The 21,319-nt window shown below is 33.5% G+C and carries 20 protein-coding genes; 7 read left to right on the top strand and 13 right to left on the bottom strand.

Features of this window, described 5'->3' with window-relative positions; genetic code table 11:
* Nucleotides 1–2 precede the first annotated feature (2 nt).
* From pcrA to ACF91D_RS21255, 9 genes are all read right to left on the bottom strand, one after another.
* Nucleotides 3–2,210 (bottom strand): DNA helicase PcrA, encoded by a 2,208-nt coding sequence (gene pcrA / locus ACF91D_RS21215; RefSeq protein WP_107526940.1) that lies wholly within the window; start codon nt 2,208–2,210, stop codon nt 3–5.
* Nucleotides 2,207–2,899, bottom strand: coding sequence for a heptaprenylglyceryl phosphate synthase (gene pcrB / locus ACF91D_RS21220; RefSeq protein ID WP_107526941.1), 693 nt, complete (start codon nt 2,897–2,899; stop codon nt 2,207–2,209). Before pcrB ends, pcrA begins: the two co-directional genes overlap by 4 nt.
* 399 nt (nt 2,900–3,298) lie before the next feature.
* A complete protein-coding gene (locus ACF91D_RS21225; protein WP_107526942.1) occupies nt 3,299–3,988 on the bottom strand; it encodes a M15 family metallopeptidase in 690 nt (229 codons plus the stop codon).
* A gap of 204 nt (nt 3,989–4,192) precedes the next feature.
* Nucleotides 4,193–4,495, bottom strand: a complete 303-nt coding sequence (locus ACF91D_RS21230) for a YerC/YecD family TrpR-related protein (protein ID WP_042739198.1) — start codon at nt 4,493–4,495, stop codon at nt 4,193–4,195.
* A gap of 98 nt (nt 4,496–4,593) precedes the next feature.
* Nucleotides 4,594–5,889: an adenylosuccinate lyase gene (gene purB, locus ACF91D_RS21235; RefSeq protein WP_042739199.1), complete on the bottom strand. Its 1,296-nt coding sequence runs from the start codon at nt 5,887–5,889 to the stop codon at nt 4,594–4,596.
* A 234-nt stretch (nt 5,890–6,123) separates the two neighbouring features.
* Nucleotides 6,124–6,312 carry an NETI motif-containing protein gene (locus ACF91D_RS21240; RefSeq protein ID WP_042739200.1) on the bottom strand — a complete coding sequence of 63 codons (189 nt, stop codon included), beginning with the start codon at nt 6,310–6,312 and terminating at the stop codon, nt 6,124–6,126.
* The gene (locus tag ACF91D_RS21245; RefSeq protein ID WP_042739205.1) at nt 6,309–6,887 is read right to left on the bottom strand and encodes a DUF2179 domain-containing protein; all 579 of its coding nucleotides are present in this window, start codon (nt 6,885–6,887) and stop codon (nt 6,309–6,311) included. Before ACF91D_RS21245 ends, ACF91D_RS21240 begins: the two co-directional genes overlap by 4 nt.
* An 83-nt stretch (nt 6,888–6,970) precedes the next feature.
* Nucleotides 6,971–7,792, bottom strand: coding sequence for an ammonia-dependent NAD(+) synthetase (gene nadE, locus ACF91D_RS21250; protein ID WP_107526943.1), 822 nt, complete (start codon nt 7,790–7,792; stop codon nt 6,971–6,973).
* Nucleotides 7,785–9,254 carry a nicotinate phosphoribosyltransferase gene (locus ACF91D_RS21255; RefSeq protein ID WP_107512682.1) on the bottom strand — a complete coding sequence of 490 codons (1,470 nt, stop codon included), beginning with the start codon at nt 9,252–9,254 and terminating at the stop codon, nt 7,785–7,787. Before ACF91D_RS21255 ends, nadE begins: the two co-directional genes overlap by 8 nt.
* Nucleotides 9,255–9,487: 233 nt before the next feature.
* On the opposite strand from ACF91D_RS21255, the gene ACF91D_RS21260 reads away from it, so the two are divergent.
* Together ACF91D_RS21260 and pheA are read left to right on the top strand one after the other, a co-directional pair.
* On the top strand, nt 9,488–10,552 hold the full coding sequence (locus ACF91D_RS21260) for a nitric oxide synthase oxygenase (RefSeq protein WP_107526944.1): 1,065 nt from the start codon (nt 9,488–9,490) through the stop codon (nt 10,550–10,552).
* A gap of 37 nt (nt 10,553–10,589) precedes the next feature.
* Entirely contained in the window at nt 10,590–11,408 is an 819-nt protein-coding gene (gene pheA / locus ACF91D_RS21265) for a prephenate dehydratase (protein WP_042739204.1), read from the top strand.
* Nucleotides 11,409–11,512: 104 nt separating this feature from the next.
* Here pheA and ACF91D_RS21270 read toward each other — a convergent pair whose 3' ends face one another.
* Together ACF91D_RS21270 and ACF91D_RS21275 are read right to left on the bottom strand one after the other, a co-directional pair.
* Nucleotides 11,513–13,066: an SLC13 family permease gene (locus ACF91D_RS21270; protein WP_107526945.1), complete on the bottom strand. Its 1,554-nt coding sequence runs from the start codon at nt 13,064–13,066 to the stop codon at nt 11,513–11,515.
* A 124-nt stretch (nt 13,067–13,190) separates the two neighbouring features.
* Nucleotides 13,191–14,273, bottom strand: coding sequence for a glycosyl hydrolase family 28-related protein (locus ACF91D_RS21275; protein WP_392437676.1), 1,083 nt, complete (start codon nt 14,271–14,273; stop codon nt 13,191–13,193).
* 139 nt (nt 14,274–14,412) lie between these two features.
* Between ACF91D_RS21275 and ACF91D_RS21280 the strand changes: the two genes are divergently transcribed.
* The 3 genes from ACF91D_RS21280 to ACF91D_RS21290 all read left to right on the top strand — a co-directional run bounded on the left by ACF91D_RS21280 (nt 14,413) and on the right by ACF91D_RS21290 (nt 17,470).
* Entirely contained in the window at nt 14,413–14,964 is a 552-nt protein-coding gene (locus ACF91D_RS21280) for a cysteine hydrolase family protein (RefSeq protein ID WP_042739377.1), read from the top strand.
* 55 nt (nt 14,965–15,019) lie between these two features.
* Nucleotides 15,020–15,949, top strand: coding sequence for a manganese-dependent inorganic pyrophosphatase (locus ACF91D_RS21285; protein ID WP_042739378.1), 930 nt, complete (start codon nt 15,020–15,022; stop codon nt 15,947–15,949).
* A 141-nt stretch (nt 15,950–16,090) separates the two neighbouring features.
* Nucleotides 16,091–17,470 (top strand): aldehyde dehydrogenase, encoded by a 1,380-nt coding sequence (locus tag ACF91D_RS21290; protein WP_107526947.1) that lies wholly within the window; start codon nt 16,091–16,093, stop codon nt 17,468–17,470.
* A 363-nt stretch (nt 17,471–17,833) separates the two neighbouring features.
* Here the strand turns inward: ACF91D_RS21290 and pglS are convergent, their stop codons facing one another.
* On the bottom strand, nt 17,834–18,871 hold the full coding sequence (gene pglS / locus ACF91D_RS21295) for a 6-phosphogluconolactonase (protein WP_107526948.1): 1,038 nt from the start codon (nt 18,869–18,871) through the stop codon (nt 17,834–17,836).
* Nucleotides 18,872–19,048: 177 nt separating this feature from the next.
* Here pglS and ACF91D_RS21300 point away from each other — a divergent pair, with 177 nt between their 5' ends.
* Nucleotides 19,049–19,474: a YolD-like family protein gene (locus ACF91D_RS21300; RefSeq protein ID WP_107526949.1), complete on the top strand. Its 426-nt coding sequence runs from the start codon at nt 19,049–19,051 to the stop codon at nt 19,472–19,474.
* A gap of 112 nt (nt 19,475–19,586) precedes the next feature.
* Here ACF91D_RS21300 and ACF91D_RS21305 read toward each other — a convergent pair whose 3' ends face one another.
* Nucleotides 19,587–19,757: a hypothetical protein gene (locus ACF91D_RS21305; RefSeq protein ID WP_107512689.1), complete on the bottom strand. Its 171-nt coding sequence runs from the start codon at nt 19,755–19,757 to the stop codon at nt 19,587–19,589.
* Nucleotides 19,758–20,222: 465 nt separating this feature from the next.
* Here ACF91D_RS21305 and ACF91D_RS21310 point away from each other — a divergent pair, with 465 nt between their 5' ends.
* Complete coding sequence (locus ACF91D_RS21310) at nt 20,223–21,263, top strand: C45 family autoproteolytic acyltransferase/hydrolase (protein WP_107528025.1); 1,041 nt, start codon at nt 20,223–20,225, stop codon at nt 21,261–21,263.
* The last annotated feature ends 56 nt before the right edge of the window (nt 21,264–21,319 follow it).

The following is a 21,319-nucleotide window of genomic DNA, read 5'->3' on the forward strand; positions in this document are numbered from 1 at the left end:
TGTTATTCCCCTTTCTTTTCAATCGGTGCAAATTGAGCGAGTAATCGTTTAGGCCCTTGAGATTTGAAAATAATATCTAATTCTACTGAACCATTCTTTTCATTTACATTACTAACCATACCCTCACCCCAAGATTTATGAATGACTTTATCTCCAACTTTCCAATCTGAAGTTGATTGCGAATTACTTGAAGTTGTCGCGCGTCTACTATATCCACGCTTTGCTGGTTGTTTCGTCGCTGATTTAAATCCATTGGTAGTTTGTGATCTTGGCTTAGATTGATTTACTTTATCTAATAAATCTTCAGGAATCTCTCTTAGGAACCTTGATGGCATGTTAGATTGTGGGCGCCCAAATAACATTCTTGAAGTTGCGTGAGTTATATATAATGTCTCTTCTGCTCTTGTAATGGCTACGTAGCATATTCTACGTTCTTCTTCCATTTCGTGATCATCGTCACTTTTTATAGCTCTAATATGTGGGAACAGTGATTCTTCCATACCCATTATAAAGACAATTGGAAACTCCAAACCTTTAGCAGAGTGCATTGTCATCAACGTAACACCATCTTCGATTTGCGCTTCGTCAATATCTGCAACTAATGATAAGTCCGTCAAGAAATTAATTAATGATTGTTCTTCAAGTGGTGTATTTTCTTCATAATCTTTCGGTACAGACATAAATTCATCAATGTTTTCCAAACGACTTCTTGATTCTAAAGTTTGTTCACGTTCTAACATTTCTCTATACCCAGATTTTTCAAGCACTTCGACTACAATTTCACTAATTTCTAAGAATTCTTGTTGTTTTATTAAGTTTTGCATTACCTCATAAAACTGAACACATTCTTGTGTCACTTTCTTAGATAATCCAATAAAGTCTACTTCTGCTAAGGCATCAAACATACTAATATCATTTTGATTTGCGTATGCTTGTATCTTATCCACTGATGACGGACCTATACCTCTCTTAGGAACATTAATAATACGTTGTAAACTGATGTCATCATTACTATTTGCAATAATACGTAAATAACTTAATAGATCCTTAATTTCTTTACGATCATAGAACTTTTGACCACCAACCATCGTATAAGGAATATTCGATTTCATAAATGTTTCCTCTAATACACGAGATTGTGCATTTGTACGATATAAAATAGCCATATCTTGATACTTCTTACCATTGCGTTGATGCTTCATCATTTCACGAACAACATATTCCGCTTCATCACGCTCTGTCGTAGCCTCATAATAATGAATTTTATCACCATCAGTATTACCAGTCCAAAGTCCTTTCGGCTTTCTTTCAGAATTATGTTTAATTACTTCATTAGCTGCGTTCAGAATATTTTTTGTAGAACGGTAATTTTGCTCTAGGAAAATAGTCTTTGCTTCTGGATAGTCTTCTTCAAATGATAAAATATTTTGAATATCTGCACCACGCCAACCATAAATAGACTGGTCTGAATCACCTACGACACATAAGTTTTTAAATTTACTTGCTAATAAATTAACTAACGTATATTGTGCCTTATTGGTATCTTGATACTCATCCACATGAATGTATTGGAATTTATTTTGATAATAATCTAACACCTCTGGCACACGTTCAAATAAACGAATTGTTACCATGATTAAATCATCAAAATCTAATGCCTCATTACGTGAAAGTTGTCTTTGATAACCTTTATATACTGTAGCTACCATTTGTGAATGATAATCTTGAGCTTCGTTTTGAGCATCTTCCGGTGTTTTCAATTCATTTTTAAGGTTACTGATTGCTCCGATAAACATTCTTGGTTCAAATTTTTTACTATCGATATTTTCATTTTTCAATACATCTTTAATGACAGACTTTTGATCTGTTGGATCGATAATCGTAAAGTTTCTTTCAATACCTATACGATCAGCATCACGTCTTAATATTCTCACGCACATTGAATGGAATGTTGACATCCAAATGACTTGCGCTTCTTCGCCAACTAATGCCTCTACACGTTCTTTCATTTCTCTTGCAGCTTTATTTGTGAACGTTATTGCTAACACATTATATGGAGACACATCTTTTTCATCAAGCAAATAAGCTATACGATGTGTTAATACACGTGTCTTACCTGATCCTGCTCCTGCCATTATCAGCAATGGACCTTCAGTCGTACGTACTGCTTGGCTTTGTTCATCATTCATCTTACTAACTAATGCATTCATTTATGTGACTCCTTTATTTTAACTGTTTTTAATGCTTGTTTAATATCTGTATATACAACATCTCCGACAATTATGGTATCTGCATATGCTGCCATTTCTCTTGCAGCCTCTAAACTGTCAATACCACCACCATAAAATAATTGTGTTTCAGTTAACATATCAGCTGCAGCTTTTACATAATCTTTATTACCATATGTCCCACTATATTCTATGTACATGACAGGCAACTTATACATATTATTAATCATCTGAGCATACGCTTCAATATCTTCAATTGACAACTCTGTGCTCGCATCAGTCAATTCGGCAACCTTACTCTTAGGATTCAACACAACATAACCTTCAAACACGACTTCATCGAAATCAATAACATGACCGAATGACTTTAAAGCCTCTAATAATATGCCATTATGAAATTTAACGTCATTACTATTTAAGACGGTTGGAATAAAATAAAAATCAAATCCTGGCATTACACTTTCAACATTAGAAACCTCTAAAGCTAAAGGTAATGGATAACGTCTTACACGACTCATTAACTGGATTACATTATCCTCTGTAACATTGTCAGTCCCTCCGATAATGATTGCGTCAGTATTTGACATACATAATGATTCCAAATCCTCATCTGAGATTGTTTTTGCAGGGTCTAATTTAAAAATATGTTCCCACTGTTTTATGTCATACATGATATGTTACTCCTTTATTTAGCATACATTGTATTATATCATTTTTAGCCAGTGGTTTCTAAAATGATGTTAAAAATGAGCGACTCAATAAGCGAGTTTTTTTGTTAACATCCATTTAACTAAATGCAGGTAGTATTTATTCACTTTTTCTCATTCTTTAATAGTTATAAGGTATTATAATTCCCTTTTTTATTTAACAAAAATGGATAATAAATATCCCACACCATAAAAATTGTATGTCGTTTGATAGGTTTTGGAGGAGGATTTCAGCCAGCCATAAAAAATACCCTTCAAAATTAACATTTTCCAGTGTCAATTTTGAAGGGTACTGATCATTACGTATTGGCGCTATTATTCTGAAATTGAAATTCATGATCCAAGCGCTATTAACTTAGGTTATTATTTTGATTGTATTTCGTAATAATGTTCTAAATTAGTATGTTCATCTGTGATTATTTTCGCTAATGTTTTACCAACATACCTAATATGCCATGCTTCATAAGCATATCCAGTTTGTTTAGATTGTCCCTTGGGATAACGAATAATAAAACCGTACTCAGCTACATGACGTTCTAACCAATGTGCTTCTTTAGAATTTTGAAAGTCTTTATGAAAATCTTTCATTGGTCTATGAGTACCAACATCAAATGCCAATCCAGTTTGATGTTCAGAATGACCAGGTTTCGCTGTATATTGCTCTGCTGTCATTTTACCGTCTTTTTTCTCATATGCTGCTACTACTTTCTTTTGTTCATTATAACTACGATAGCCACTGACATAGTTTAAATCCATGTTATCCTTTTGAGCATTTTCTAATAATTTATCAAGCTGATAGCGCGCATGCTTATTTTCTTTTGGCTTATAGTTTGGAGGTAGACTAAATCGTTTGTTAACAATGACATGACCATTCACTCGTGTAACGCCCTGTGCTTTGGTGATGATTGGTACTGCATGAGTCGGCTTTATCATTGTAATTGCTTCTTCTGTATTTTTATTATAAGACTTAACAACCGATATGATTAACCAGACGATAATAATCAAACAAATTATAATAAAAATCACACTGCTAATCATCAACTTTTTTAACATAAATTACCCCTTCCATCATATAAAAACATACGCTTATCACATCATTTATCCCCCAATATACACGCATAATAATTAACAAGCCACACTTTACTATGTCAACATCCAATATTACATACAACAAAATTTATCACAATAAAAAAGATTTTTATAGTAAAAAACTACCAACTAAGCTCTATGACATAGTTGGTAGTAATTAATTATTATTTAGTCGGCTGTTTCAATATTCATGCGTTCAAGAATAACAGTGTAGGCATCGTTCCCCCACTGTAAAGATCTCTTCACTCGAGAAATTGTAGCAGTTGAAGCACCTGATTCTTGTTCAATAGTTGCGTAAGTGTAACCTTGCTTAATCATTTTAGCTACTTGTAATCGTTGAGATAATGATTGTAATTCATTTACGGTACATAAATCATCAAAAAATTGATAACATTCTTCACGATTTTCAAGCGTTAAAATTGCATCAAACAATTCGTCCAATGCTTGTCCTCTTAATTTTTCTATTTGCATAAAAACAACCCCTGTATTTTTCAATTTAATCTCGTTTTAACGTACTAACACATTAAAGTGTAACGATTTTTATTGAAAAATTCAAGTTAAGTTAACTTTTAAACTAAACCTGCACGTTCAAAAATTGTATCAACTTGATTTAAATGATGTTCAGGATTGAAACATTCATCTAATTCTTCTTTTGACAATTGACTTGTAATTGCATCGTCTTGTTCAATTAAAGTTCTGAATGGTGTCTTAGTTTGCCATGATTCCATTGCCTTAGGTTGAACACTGTCATAAGCTGCCTCACGTGCCATACCTTTATTAATTAATGCTAATAAAACACGTTGTGAATAAATTAGACCAAATGTTTTATCAATATTTGCTTTCATATTATCTTCATAGACTGTTAATCTGTCCACGATATTTGTGAATCGATTTAATGCGTAATCTAGTGCAATAGTAACATCCGGTAACATGATACGTTCAGCAGATGAATGTGAAATATCTCGTTCATGCCATAATGGTACATTTTCGTAGGCTGTTGTAACATAACCTCTGATCACACGTGCGATACCTGTAATGTTTTCAGAACCGATAGGATTACGTTTATGAGGCATTGCTGAAGAACCCTTCTGACCTTTAGCAAATGCTTCTTCAACTTCTCTTGTTTCAGTTTTTTGTAAATTACGAATTTCTACTGCGAATTTTTCCAAAGAAGTGCCAATCAAGGCTAATGTCGCAATATAATAAGCGTGTCTATCACGTTGTAATGTTTGAGTAGAAACCGGTGCAGTATCAATTCCTAAATGCTCACATACATATGCTTCAATTTCTGGTGGAATATTTGCAAATGTACCTACTGCTCCACTCATTTTACCAACTTCAATTTCTTCTCTTACACGTTTAAAACGCTCTAAATTACGTTGCATTTCTGTGTACCAAAGTGCCATCTTCACACCAAATGTAGTAGGTTCAGCATGAACACCATGTGTACGCCCCATCATTAATGTATATTTATAATCTTTTGCTTTTTGTGCTAATACTTCGATAAATCTCTCTAAATCTTTTTCAATAATGTCATTTGCTTGTTTAATTACATAACTCAAAGCAGTATCTACAACATCTGTTGAAGTTAAACCATAATGAACCCACTTACGCTCTTCACCTAAAGTTTCTGAAACTTGTCTAGTAAATGCAACGACGTCATGACGTGTTTCTTGCTCAATTTCTTGCGCACGTTCTACATTCACTTTTGCATTTTGACGGATTTTCTTTACATCTTCTTCCGGGATGTCCCCTAATTTACTCCAAGCTTCACATGCTAGAATTTCCACTTCTAACCATGCTTCATAGCGGTTTTGGTCAGTCCAAATATTTGACATTTCTTCTCTTGAATAACGTTCAATCATTGAAATAAGCTCCTATCTTACGTAAGTTTTAGTTCACAAACCCAAAAACATGTACATTTAATGAAAAATAGAGTTTAAAGTTCGTGTTTAATCTCTTCACTACTAGTTTAACAGAATTATTATCAAATGTATAAACCTTTTAGGTTTTCTTTTAAAATTTTTAACTTGTTGTTCAGTTCAATTAAATTCATCCTTTAAAAAAAGACCGCATGGTAACACCATGCGATCATTATTTTAAGATTCCATTAAACGACCTACAAATTCAATATCTTGTCTTAGCACTTCGACACTACCGTCTTTATTTTCTTTGTAAACAGGCTTTTCGAAACGTTTCACCGGCATATACCCTGCTTCACGCATGCGCTGTAAACAATCCTGAATTGATTCGTTTTCTTCTACTTTGAATTTTTGTTGTTTTTTCATATACTTTCAACTTCATCCGTATCATATTGTTTAAGTTTCTTACTTTTAAGACCTTTAGCCCAAAAGCCTCCATGTATCGTACGTGGTTCATATGCTACGATAAAAGCCTTATTGTCTATTTGTTTAATTGTATCGATTAATTTAAACTCAAATCGTCTCGGCGTTAAAATTTGTAGAATTAAGCGGTCACCGTCTCTACCGTAAGCAGTATAGTGTGTTACACCATACCCTAAATCTCTCAATTGTCGCGGTAAATCTAATTCATACTCTGAAGATGTAACATTGACGACAGTATAGCCTAGAGCCAATTTTTCTTCTATCTTCATCCCTACAATAATACCGATTGAAAAACCAAAAGCGTAAGCAATAATATTTTGAATTTGGTCTAAACTTGACATGACCATCCCTAGACCGACAACATAAACTAAGACTTCTAAAAAACTAACGACAGCAGCAACATATCGATAACCTTTTAACGTCAATATTGTTCGCATTGTTAAAAATGATACATATGCAACATTAACTACAAATATCGCTAATACCATTAACCACGGATTAGAAGTTATTACTGACATATTCATTGTCCTTTCTCATACATTAAATTTAAGTAATTTTATCAACTCACACTTTATTTGTCACTAAAAAAATTACGCTAAATTTAATTTTTCGGCCATGAATATCTTGTGTATGCTAGCTCTCTTTTATGTGCTGTTTTGATATAGTGTTGTTCAATTGTCGCCTTCGCTTCACTAGACACTGGCTTACCTTCTAGATAATCATCAATGTCATTATAGCTGACACCCAAAGCTTCTTCGTCTGGTAATTGCGGTTTGTCTTCTTCTAAATCTGCTGTTGGTGTTTTTTCATATAAATGACTTGGGGCATCTAAAGTTTGTAATAACTGTCTACCCTGTCGCTTATTCAGACCAAATATCGGTGCGATATCTGCTGCACCGTCACCATATTTAGTATAAAATCCAGTAATATTTTCTGCTGAATGATCCGTACCTACAACAATGCCCTGTTTATTTGAAGCAATAGAAAATTGCACCTTCATACGTTCACGTGCTTTTTCATTACCTTTTTGGAAATCAGTAAGTTCAATTCCAGCCTCTTTTAATGACTGTACACTTTGATCAACCGCAGGCTTAATATTTACTGTAATTGTCTTATCCGGCTGAATAAACGCTAATGCATCCTCTACTTCGTCCGCATCTTGTTGTTGACCATAGGGTAATTTCACTGCAATAAATTGACAATCTATTTGCTCTTCTCTCAATTCATTAACTGCCATTTGGCATAATTTACCTGTTAATGTTGAATCTTGCCCACCAGAAATACCTAATACCAATGACTTAATAAAAGAATGCGTTTGTATATAACCTTTAATAAATTGAATGATGCTACGAATTTCAGCTTTACTATCTATTTCAGGTTTCACTTTCATTTCCTTTACGATAATATCTTGTAAATTACTCATGTTCTTCCTCCATCTCCTTTACATGTTCAGCCACTTCAAATATACGTTTATGTTTATTTTCCCAACATGCAGTACTTAAATCAACTGGATACTCTTGTGGATTTAAATGACGTTTATTTTCTTCCCATAAATGTGAAAGGTTCTCTGTTAAATAACGTTGCGCTTCCTTTTCACTTGGTAAGTCATAAACGAGTTGTCCATCTTTAAAAATATCACTGTGTAAGTCCTTAGCTATAAATGATTTAATAAATTTCATTTTATATGTGTGGACAGGATGGAACAATTTCAGAGGTGCTTCGTCATTTGGATTTTCATGTTCTAATGTAATGTAGTCACCTTCTGCTTTGTTTGTTTTCTTATTAATAATACGGTAAACATTCTTTTTACCTGGTGTTGTTACCTTTTCAGCATTATTAGATAATTTAATACGATCTACATATTCACCTTGTTCATTTTCGACGGCAACAAGTTTATATACCGCACCAAGTGCTGGTTGATCGTAGCCAGTAATCAATTTCGTGCCAACGCCCCACGAATCTACTCTTGCACCTTGCGATTTCAAACTCATGATTGTTTCTTCATCTAAATCATTTGAGGCAATAATTTTGGCATCCTTAAAGCCCGCTTCATCTAACATTTTTCGAGCTTCTTTAGATAAATAAGCGATATCTCCTGAATCCAAACGAATACCAACAAAATTTATTTTGTCACCTAACTCCTTAGCAACCTTTATTGCTGTTGGTACGCCTGACTTTAATGTATGGAACGTATCAACTAAGAACACACAATCTCTATGACGTTCTGCGTACTTTTTAAAGGCAATATACTCATCGCCATATGCTTGTACCATTGCATGCGCATGTGTGCCAGATACAGGGATATCAAATAGTTTGCCAGCTCTCACATTACTCGTTGAATTAAAACCACCGATAAATGCAGCTCTCGCTCCCCATAAAGCAGCATCTGCTTCTTGTGCTCTTCGCGTACCAAATTCCATTAATTTATCGTTGCTCGCTACTTGTCTAATTCTACTCGCTTTTGTTGTAATTAGCGTGTGGAAATTCACAATATTCAACAACATAGTTTCTATAAGTTGTGCTTGAATTAACGGCGCTTCTACTCGAAGTAGCGGCTCATTCCCAAAGCAAAGTTCCCCTTCTTGCATTGAGCGTATATGACCAGTGAATTTCAAGTCCTTTAAATAGCCTAGAAAGTCATCTTGGTAGCCAATTGATTTTAAGTACGCAATATCATTTGCTGAAAAATGAAAATCACTAATAAAATCTATAATTTTTTTTAATCCATTAAATACAGCGTAACCACTGTCAAATGGCATATTTCTAAAATATAAATCAAATACTGACCATCGCTCATGAATGCCATCATTCCAGTATGTTTCAGCCATATTTATTTGATATAAATCATTATGTAATACAAATGTATCATCTTCAAATTGGTACACAATTATCTCTCCAATCAGCTTTTCCATTAGTTTAGCATAAAAGAAACACTGATAGCACCTTAAATATGATGGATTCTATGTTCTTTCTATACCTTATATATATTGTACAATTTCCATATAAAAATTAAAATTATGATGATTATGTGACTGAAACAAAACAAAATAATGAATTTTCAAATTATCTCATTATATTTAAGAGCAAATCTTTTATAATACATTATGAGGTGTTAGAAATGTTAAATGAAGCCAAAGCGTTTATTAAAGCAATGTATAATGAATTAAATTATAGCAACGACACATTACGTCAACGCTTATCAGAAATTGAACACTCCATCACTAATACTGGTACGTATGAGCACACAACAGATGAACTCACGTACGGTGCTAAAATGGCATGGCGTAATTCAAATCGCTGTATCGGAAGACTATTCTGGGAATCTTTAACCGTCAATGATGCAAGATCAATTCAAACTGAAGCAGAGTTTATAACTGAAATTGAAAATCATATTGAACACGCTACAAATAATGGTAGAATCAAACCTTATATCACTATTTTCAGTGCTACAAATCCACCTACTATATACAATAATCAATTAATTCGCTATGCCGGTTATGACGATTTAGGTGACCCAGCAGAGAAGGAAATTACAACACTCGCACAACATCTAGGTTGGCAAGGCGAGCATACACACTTTGATATTCTTCCACTTATCTATCAAATGCCAAACGATAGTATTAAGTACCATAACTACCCAAAATCGTTAATTAAGGAAGTGCCAATTACACATGACCGTTACCCAAAATTACAATCATTAGGTCTCAAATGGTATGCAGTACCAATAATCTCAAGTATGGATTTAAGCATAGGTGGTATTACTTATCCAACTGCTCCCTTTAATGGTTGGTATATGGTCAATGAAATTGCAGTTAGAAATTTCACAGATAATTATCGTTATAATTTATTAGAAACTGTTGCAGATGCCTTTGAATTTGATACACTTAGGAATAATACTTTTAATAAAGATAGAACACTTGTCGAATTAAATTATGCAGTCTACCATTCTTTTAGAAATGAAGGCGTCTCTATAGTGGATCATTTAACTGCATCAAAGCAATTTGAAATGTTTGAACAAGCAGAACATACTGCAGGTCGTGAAGTAACAGGAAAATGGTCTTGGTTAGCACCACCTTTGTCGCCGTCATTAGTTCCAAACTATCATCATGGGTATAAAAACGAGATCAAGGATCCTAATTTTCATTATAAAAAGAAAGCACCGACCGGTTGTCCTTTTCATTAAAAGTACGTAATCAACATATAGAACAAGGGGTAACGTTATGAAACTTTATTATCTGGGACCGAAGGGTACATTTTCTTACTTAGCTGCAAAACAATATAAATCTGAAGATGCATATGATTTTATACCTAAATCAAATTTATACGAGGTCGTTCAAGCAGTATCTCATGATGACGAAAGTATCGCAGTCGTTCCGATTGAAAACTCAATTGAGGGAACCATTAATATCGTCGCTGACGCATTAACTCAACAAAATATCTATGCACAAGGTGAATTACATTTAGATATTCAATTTGCACTTTATGGCCCGGACGATGCAACTGTAAATGATATTAACAAAGTCTATTCCATTGCACCGGCAATCAGTCAGACAAGTCAATATATTCAAAACCACGGATTTGATTATGATTATGTCGAAAGTACAATCAGTAGCCTAGATAAAATTTCAGATCAAACTGGCGCTATTGCACCCTTAGGCAGTGGCGAACCATATGGATATAAAGCAATCGCTCACAATATCCAAGACTTTCCACATAATACAACACGTTTTTTAGTTGTGAGTAATCAACCTCAGCATATTAAAGATGCAAGTGATAGCATGGTACTCATCACACCAAAATATGATAAACCTGGATTATTGGCGAGCATATTAAACACATTCGCATTATTTAATATTAACTTATCGTGGATTGAATCACGTCCATTAAAGACACAGCTAGGTATGTATCACTTTTTCGTACAGGCTGACTCACCTATTAATGACGAGCTTAATAAAGTGATTAAAATATTAAATACTTTAGACTTTGAAGTTACAGTAATTGGTTCCTTTAATAAAATGGACCTATCAGATAAATCATAGATATAAAAACTTTCACCATTTTTCGTCAAAACAAAGTTTTAACAAATACGAAAAGCGATAATGTGACACAATTTTAGTGTCGACATTATCGCTTTTTTTACATATTATTTCAGTGGCAATGGTTTCGTAATATCTATACCTAACACTGGTGGTACTAGGAAATAGACAATAAGTACGATAACAACCACACTGATCATGTTTACCCAAAATCCTACACTCGCCATTTTCTTTATCGTAATCCGACCTGTTCCAAAAACAATGGCATTTGGAGGTGTTCCAACCGGTAGCATGTATGCGCAATTAGCTGCCATAGCTGCTGGCACCATTAATAATAATGGGTGAACATTTACTGCTACTGATAGTGTAGCTAATATAGGTAATATCATTGTCGCTGTAGCTGTATTCGATGTGATTTCTGTTAAGAATAGTACAAATAAAGTAATAACTATAACGATAAGTAATGGACTGACGCCTTCTATTAAGCGTAATTGGTCGCCCAACCATTTTGCCAATCCACTTGAAGAGATACCTTTAGCTAATGCTAAACCTCCTCCGAATAATATTAAGACACCCCAAGGTAAATCCTTTGCGACATCCCAATCAATAATACGTTTATGCTTAGCTTTATTTTTCGCAGGTATTAAAAATAATAAGACAGATATAAATATAGCGATTGTGCCATCTGCAACTTCAGATGTTAATTCCCAACGCTTTAATAAAAATTCCCTACTAATCCATAAAAAACTAGCTAAAATAAACACAAATTGAACGACCTTTTCTTCAAATTTCATCTTGCCTAACTCATCAAGTTTATCCTTGATAACATTATGACCACCAGGCAAAGTTTTCATTTCATGTTTAAATGCTACAAATCGAATATAAGCCCAGACAATTGCCAGTAAAATAATCACCGTAGGAACACCAATAATCATCCATTTTGCGAAACTAATTTCCTCACCGAAAGCCGACTGATACTGCCCCTTCAAAATGATTAATGGAGGCGTTCCAATTAATGTTCCAAGTCCGCCGATTGTCCCAGCATAACCAATTGCGAGCACTAAAGATTGTTCGAATTTACTTAATGAATGTTCACTTATATCACTATTTTTCAATTCACGAGCCTCTTTAATAATCGCCATACCTATAGGTATCATGATCATCACCGCTGCAGTATTTGATACAAACATCGATAAAAATCCTGTCGCAATCATAAATCCTAATAAAATTTTACCAGTACTTGTGCCTAAATAATTAATAATCGTTAATGCTACACGCGTATGTAAATTCCATCGTTCCATCGCAATGGCCAATATAAAACCACCTAAAAATAAAAATATAATGTCATTACCGTATTGCGCTGAAACTTCTTCTGGATTTAATACATGTCCCATTGGTAGTAAAATTAATGGCAATAAACTCGTTGCTGCTATAGGTATCGCTTCCGTTATCCACCATACTGCAATCCATAGCGTTATTGCTAATACAAAAACCCCTTTTCGCGACAAGTCTTCTGGGTGTATGAATAATAACGTTAACACAAACAATAGTGGACCTAAGATTAAACCAATTTTTTGTCCTGTATTATATGACTTTTTGTCTTGTGAAAAGAATGTTAAGTAATGGCTTAGCGGACGCTCCCCTTCATTTAATTTGTTCATAAAATCCCCCTTTATTATTGTCTGAATATTCACAATAATTACAGCAATTATAACATATCTTCACAACAAATAAAGCGTATAATTAAAACGCTTACACATTTGGTATAAGCGCTGTCCATCTTATTTATTTAACTTGTTTTTTAACCACTTTTGCATCACCATTTCCAACTAAAATCACATCTTGAACATGGTTTAAATAAATTTTCTGAGAACAATGCTCGAAGTTATTATGCGCAATGACTATTTTCTTATGCATGACTTTATTGTAACTTTGAACTCTAATCGCTTCTTTCGTCATTGGCCCTATAAAGGTATTACGATAAATATTTAAATTTTCGCCTGCCTGCGTATTACATAGTCTCCCTGATAAATCTTGCGCATTTTTGCCATCTTTTACTGCTAAAAAACGAATACCTCCAACACAATTAATAAAATGATTATCATGAATATAAGTATCCTTCGCTTTCAAAGGAGTTAAAGCGTATTGATTCAATCCATCAAATGTATTATATCGTATATGAATATTCTGATAGAATTGATTAAATCGACTGGCATGCGAGCCGATAGCTCTATTCCATGCTTTCATTGTAGGTGTGGTAGAAGCACCAAAGTAACAATGCTCAATAATTACATTTTTAGTAACTGTTCCATCTGTCGCACCAAATTTTGGAAATGCGCCTTTAACTTGTAAATCAATTTGGATTGCCTCAGAAAAACTTCGTTCTCCATTATCATCATTAAATCCAAGAAATTGACACTGACTCATATATAATCCATTTATGCCACATGCATCTATTGCATGACCACCGACAATATCTTTAAAGGTAACGCCTACAATTTGGATATCTTGCGCATGTCCAATACTCATTGCTGTATTATTATATGGATATTCGTAACCATTCATATCAAATGTACCACCCGCAATATGAATATGACTATTTCCGTTATAACCGTAATAACGTTTCAACTTACGACCATTTTTTAACAGTGCATCTTTTCCTATTCGCTTCAAGACCGTTTCATCATCAAGTAACAATGTTGTACCTTCATATATTTTCAAAGATCTACGTATATGATATTCACCTTTTGGTATTTGTATCGTGACCTTCTCCTGTGTTTTTGCAATATCTAATGCATGTTGTAATGCTTTAGTATCAGCCCATTTACGCTTTCCTTTCAATCCAAAATTTGCCGCGTTGATTATCATTGAAAACTTCCTTTCTATCCTAACTACTATATATTAAACAAATTCTATTTAATTTAAACCCTATATATACACCTTTGATGTTTTTACGAGTTAGTATATAATGACTATTAACTTTATAATTAGGGAGTGAAAAAGGTTCATGAAAAATAGTGCACTGATTATCGTTGATTACTCAAATGATTTTGTTGCAGATAATGGCAAATTGACCTGTGGGGAGGCCGGTCAACAAATAGAAAACTATATCGTTGAAAGAATTGAAGCTTACAATAATAAAAAGCAACAAATCTTCTTTATGATGGATTTACATTACGAAGATAATCATTACCATCCTGAGAGTAAACTTTTTCCACCACATAATATTTTAGGTACGATTGGAAGAGAATTGTACGGTAAGGTTAATGATATTTATCAAAATATTCTGTTTAATGAACACGTACATTTTTTAGATAAAACACGTTACGATTCATTTTTCGGAACACCATTAGACATTATGTTGAGAGAACGAGGCGTTACACAACTTGAAATTGTAGGTGTATGTACTGATATTTGCGTCCTACATACTGCAATTTCCGCTTATAATTTAGGCTACGAATTATTTATCTCACATAAAGGTGTGGCCTCATTTAATCCAACCGGACATGAATGGGCGTTAACACATTTTAAAAATTCCTTGGGTGCAGTAGTAGAATAACGACTATTAATCATGATAAAATAAAATTAAATATAAAAATAAGGAGAATTTAAACATGGCAAAAACATATATTTTCGGTCATAAAAACCCAGACACTGATGCAATTTCATCAGCAATTATTATGGCAGACTTTGAACAACAAACTGGCAATACTGAAGCTACACCTTATCGTTTAGGTGACGTTAATGCTGAAACGCAATATGCTTTAGATCACTTTAAAGTAGACGCACCTGAATTATTAAATGATAATTTAGCTGATCAAGAAGTTATCTTAGTCGATCACAACGAATTCCAACAAAGTGCAGATTCAATTGCAGATGCACAAGTGAAGCATGTTGTAGATCATCACAGAATCGCTAACTTTGAAACAGCAGCACCATTGTATTACCGTGCTGAACCTGTAGGCTGTACTGCTACGATTTTATATAAAATGTATCAAGAGCGTGGTTTTGAAATCAAACCACATATTGCAGGATTAATGGTTTCAGCTATTATTTCTGACAGTTTACTATTTAAATCACCTACATGTACTGAAGAAGATGTTAATGCTGCAGAAGCATTAAAAGCGATTGCTGACGTAGATTTAGAATCTTATGGTCTAGAAATGCTTAAAGCTGGTGCTTCAACTTCAGATAAATCTGCAACAGACTTATTAACTGCAGATGCAAAATCATTCAACATGGGTGACTATACTACACGCATCGCTCAAGTTAACACTGTAGATATAGATGAAGTGTTCGAACGTCAAGATGAATTAGAAAAAGCTATGTTAGAAGCAAGCGCAAATGAAAAATATGATTTATTTGTACTTGTCATCACTGATATTATTAACAGTGATTCAAAAATCCTTGTTGTTGGTGCTGAAAAAGACCAAGTTGGCGTTGCATTTGATGTTAAACTTGAAAATGGTACTGCATTCTTACCAGGTGTTGTATCTCGTAAGAAACAAGTTGTGCCTCAAATTACAGAAACTTTAACTAAATAGTTTAATACGTTATATTAATTATAAATTAGCAATTATTGTTGTTATGTTATCAATATAGTAATCCTGGAACATATTTAAATATGTTCCAGTTTTTTATCCAAGTATACTTATCTAGTACTTGTCAGATTAGGAGGATTCCATTTGAATGTGATAGAACAGACTTTCCATAATAGTAAAAAATATTTTGATACTCACGAAACCAAAGATATTAAATTTAGAAGAAAGCAGCTCAAGCTGTTAAGTAAAAGTATACGTAATCATGAAGATGAATTACTCGACGCTTTTCAGAAAGATTTAGGAAAAAACAAAGTAGAGACTTATGCCTCAGAAATTGGTTTCACTTTAAAAAATATTAAAACTGCACGTAAAGAACTTAAAAATTGGGCGAAACCAAAGCAAGTCAACACCCCTATCTTTATGTTTCCAACCAAAAGTTATATTATGAAAGAGCCTTATGGAACAGTATTAATCATTGGTCCGTTTAACTATCCTTTTCAACTATTAATCGAACCTTTAATCGGGGCAATTGCTGCTGGGAATACTGTCATATTGAAACCTTCTGAATATACACCAACTGTTTCAACAGTCATTCAAAGTATTATTGAAGAAGTCTTCGATGCTGAATACGTAAGTATTTGTCAAGGCAACAGCGAAGTCACACAACAACTACTTGAATTGCCTTTTGATTATATCTTCTTTACTGGTAGCGAAAAGGTTGGCCGTATAGTCTATCAGGCAGCAAGTTCACATTTAACACCTGTCACGTTAGAATTAGGTGGTAAATCACCTGTTATTGTAGACGAGACAGCAAATATTAAAGTTGCCAGTGAACGTATTTGCTTTGGTAAATTTGCTAATGCTGGACAAACGTGTGTCGCACCAGATTATATTTTAGTTCATCGTAAAGTTCAAGATGCGCTTATCACTGCACTTAAACAAACGATCACTGAATTCTACGGCAAATCAATACAACAAAGTCCTGACTTTGGGCGAATTGTTAATTCGAAGCACTTCAATCGTTTGCATGACTTACTTACCATTCATCAGCAAGATATTATCTTTGGTGGTCAAACAGACGCGGATGAATGTTATGTGTCACCGACACTTTTAGAAGGCATTACCTTTGATTCCAAAATTATGGAGGATGAAATTTTCGGCCCACTACTTCCTATTATCACTTATGATGATTTTGACGAAGCCGTTTCATTAATCCGTTCTAAACCTAAGCCATTAAGTTTGTATTTATTTAGCGAAGATGAAAATGCTACTGAACGTGTATTAAAGGAAATTTCTTTCGGTGGTGGTGCTATCAATGATACTGTGATGCAACTTGCCAATCCTAATTTACCATTTGGCGGAGTTGGCGCTTCAGGCATTGGTCAATATCACGGCAAATATAGTTTCAATACCTTTAGTCATGATAAATCTTATATTTTCAAATCAACAAGATTAGAATCAAGCTTATTCTTCCCACCATATAAAGGAAAATTCAAATATATAAAAACGTTTTTTAATAATTAACAAGTTCTAAATATATCAATATCCAATCATATATTAGTTGCGCATTGTTATTTCATAATATAAGGTACTTCGTTCATTTAGTAATTATTTATTAAATGGGACGATGTGCCTTATTTTTTTACATTGATACCCTTTTTATAAAGACATCTAAGATAGCATGGCGCGAGTCTATGCCATATCTCAATGCAATACTTAAATCATCGAACAATTACGATACGAGAAATCATCAAAATAAAAAGTCAGTAAATGAATTTTCTGATACGTGTTCTTCAAGGTAGCATTTTAAAAAATGAAACCTTAAAGGATACGTACTATTTCATTTACTGACTTTTTCAGAATTTTTATATCAAACACGTTTGACTATTACTGTAAAAATTGTACACATACACCTTCAGGCGCTTGTTGTTGATGATCGACTTGAGTTAATTCTCCCGTCACTTTATTACGCTTAAACACAGCTAATGCGTAATCACCTTCTTGATGTGCACAAACTAGGTATTCATCTGAATTTGTAATATTAAAATCTCGTGGGAATTCTCCGCCACTTGACACAATATCTACAAATGAAATTGAAGAACCTTTTTCTCCTATTTTAAAGATGGCAATACTATCATGACCTCTATTACTAATATAAATAAATTTTTGGTCATTCGATAATCGAATACCTGCAAGTTTAGTTTCGCCTTCGAATGTAGCAGGTATTGTTGAGTGACGCTCTATTTCAGTAAATTTACCATCGTTATATGCAACAGTGCTTACCATATTAGAAATTTCATGTACTATATATGCATGCTTACCATCTTCATGGAATGCGATATGTCTTGGACCATCACCTGGCTCAAAATCACTAACAGCATATACTTTTAGACCTTCATCTCCATATTCATAAGTCACGACTTTATCTGTTCCTAAGTCTGCCGCCACAACATATTTTTCATCAGGCGTTGTCTTTAGAAAATGTACATGCGAGCTTTCTTGTCGTTCGTCTGGACCAGTAGGATAATCATGAGCTAACTCTTGTATTAAGCGTATGATTTCACCTGTTTCAGGATTCGCCTCATATATTCTAGCTAAGCCTGCACCATATACGGATTCAAAGATATACTTTCCATCTGGTGAAATATCTACATAACAACCAGTTCCCTCTGTCGATGCTAAACATTTATTAATTAATTTTAGTTCCCCATTTTCTAAAATCTCTAAACTAGCTATGCCACAATTTTCACCTTCACGATTAATAGCATATAAGAACTTATTATGTTGATTCACGTAAGTAGATGCTTCTAATTCAAATCCAGTGTCTACTTCTGTGACTTTTCCTGTTTGTTCATCTAATTCAAAGCGATATATACCTTTACCTTCTTTTTTAGTATATGTGCCTATGTAACCAATCGTCCTCATGTAAACCCCTCCATTTTCATATATCTTTATTCTAATAAATATCTACATAATAAACAATCAATTGAAAATATATTCTTTATAAATACTATGTTATTGACATTTTCAGAACGTTTCTTCAGTTAAAATATCACTTGCCAAAAACGAACATATGTTCTATTATTGTGGTGAGGTGATTTTATGATTCCTAAAGAATACCAAGATGAAACGGATTATAGAAAGATTCCTAGAGAGTTTCTCAATCCAAATATTCCCCAAGGACGAGGCATGGTAAAATGGGCGCCGTTTGCCACATTGCCAGAACAATTCGAGTCGATTCAACAATATATTATAGATCAAAATAAAATCGACCGTCCCTTGTTATCAGATGATCAATTAAACGAATTGAACAGCCAACTACATCAAGCATTACATAGAGACATTCCTGTCTCAATAGAATACTTCCAAGATGGTTGGTTAGAAACTGTTGAGCTACGAATCAAGCGTATCAATTTATTACAAATGAACTTGGAGGGTGAGATTACAAATTCAACACGCACGATGACATTATCTTTATTAGACATCACCAAGATACTCACCACTGATGGTCATACATCAATTGAATAGGTTATCTTGGCAGTAATTAACTGCTAAGATAACTACTATTTCCTCCCCTTTTTCGCAATTTTCAAATTCGCAAAAAAAAAAAATAGAACACTTAACGTGTTCTATCAATAAATTAATTATTTGTTTCGATATCTGAAACGATTTCTTTAGTTTTACTTTCGATTTCTTCAAAATCTTTTTTGAAGATATAGGCGAATGCTACAGCACCAACGCCAGCGATTAATGAAACGGTAAAGATTGTACCGAAAACAAATTTAAATAAACCTTTAATAAAATTCCACATTATTCTGTTCACCTCAATAATTTATTAACAATGTCTATACCTAATGATAGCACAATTAAAAGCATCAATAAATATATACCCACTTTTATAGCTTTTATTCTACAAAATTCTAAAGTAATTTTATGTTATTGATGTATAAATGCATCCATGCTTCCATTAAATGTCTCATAAATTTCTCACAACTATATAAGCACAATGTATATAGAATATCAAAATAAAAAAGACTAATAGCAATTGTATTAGCCTTTAATATAGTAAATTTAATTATTCCACCAAGTTGATACGGCGTCTTTAAATGAATCATAGTAGTTTGACATTATAATCACCTCATTAAACTAATTTTATTAGTTATTCGCTGATGTTATTATTATAATAACTATTCTACTTACATAATACAATTAATATGAAGTTACAAAAGAATTACAGTTCTGTAAGTTAATATATAATAAATTAGGAGTTTTGTTTATGCAAAATGTAAAATCAGATATTTTCACGCATCGCGGTTCTCACTTTGATTTAGGTATAGAGACTGCTAAATGGATGCAACAAACCCCACTATTGAAAAATAGAGAAAAAGAATGGAAAAAGCGTGTTCCACGTTTTGACATACATATAAAGGAAACATATGATATATTTCAAGTCTATGCACCACAAATATGGGAAGAGATTAATGGCATGCAAGAAGTATTAAATATCCCAACTAGCCAAATGATATTAAATTTTGCTCATTACCGCTTCACACCACTTAAGAATAGTGGCTGCACAGTGTTTCTAGGCAATGATTATATGGTTAGAAATTATGATTACCACCCTGCTACATATGACGGACGTTATTTATTGTTCCAACCAAATGATGGTGGACTAGCACATGTTGCCCCTACATCTAGAGTAACAGGTAGAATGGATGGCATGAATGAAGCTGGCCTAGCTATGGGTTATAATTTCATGCATAGAAAGCATCCAGGAAACGGATTTGTATGCTATATGATTGGTAGATTAATACTTCAATACTGTAAAGATGTTCCCGAAGCAATAAAATTACTAAAAGAAATACCTCACCGAAGTTCTTTCAGTTATATTGTTATGGATAAGCATTTAAATCATGCAATCATTGAAGTTTCACCACGTTCCATCGAGGTTCGCTATGATCGAACATGTACCAATCATTTTAAATTATTAACACATGAGAATAGAAATTACACCAAAGAATCGAAGGAGCGACTGTCGAGATTGTTAAAAAAAACACCACAACATCTTGATAAAATGGACGCATTCCAGATGTTCAATGATCCAAAATTTGAAATTTATAGTAAATTATTTAAAAGTTGGTCAGGGACGATACACACAAGTATGTATGAGCCCCAGTCACTAACAGCTTATATTGCTTTAGGTGAAAATCAATCCCCACTTAAGGTCGACTTTTCAAAATGGCTGACTGGATCATCATTAAATGAAACACAAATCACTGGAAATATTGATACTGATTTAACATTTGCCACTGAATAAATTATAAAAAGAACCGACAATAACACAAAATGTTAAACTCGGTTCTTTCATTTACG

It is taken from the genome of Staphylococcus sp. 231237_7MaSpsaltlick (assembly GCF_043107035.1).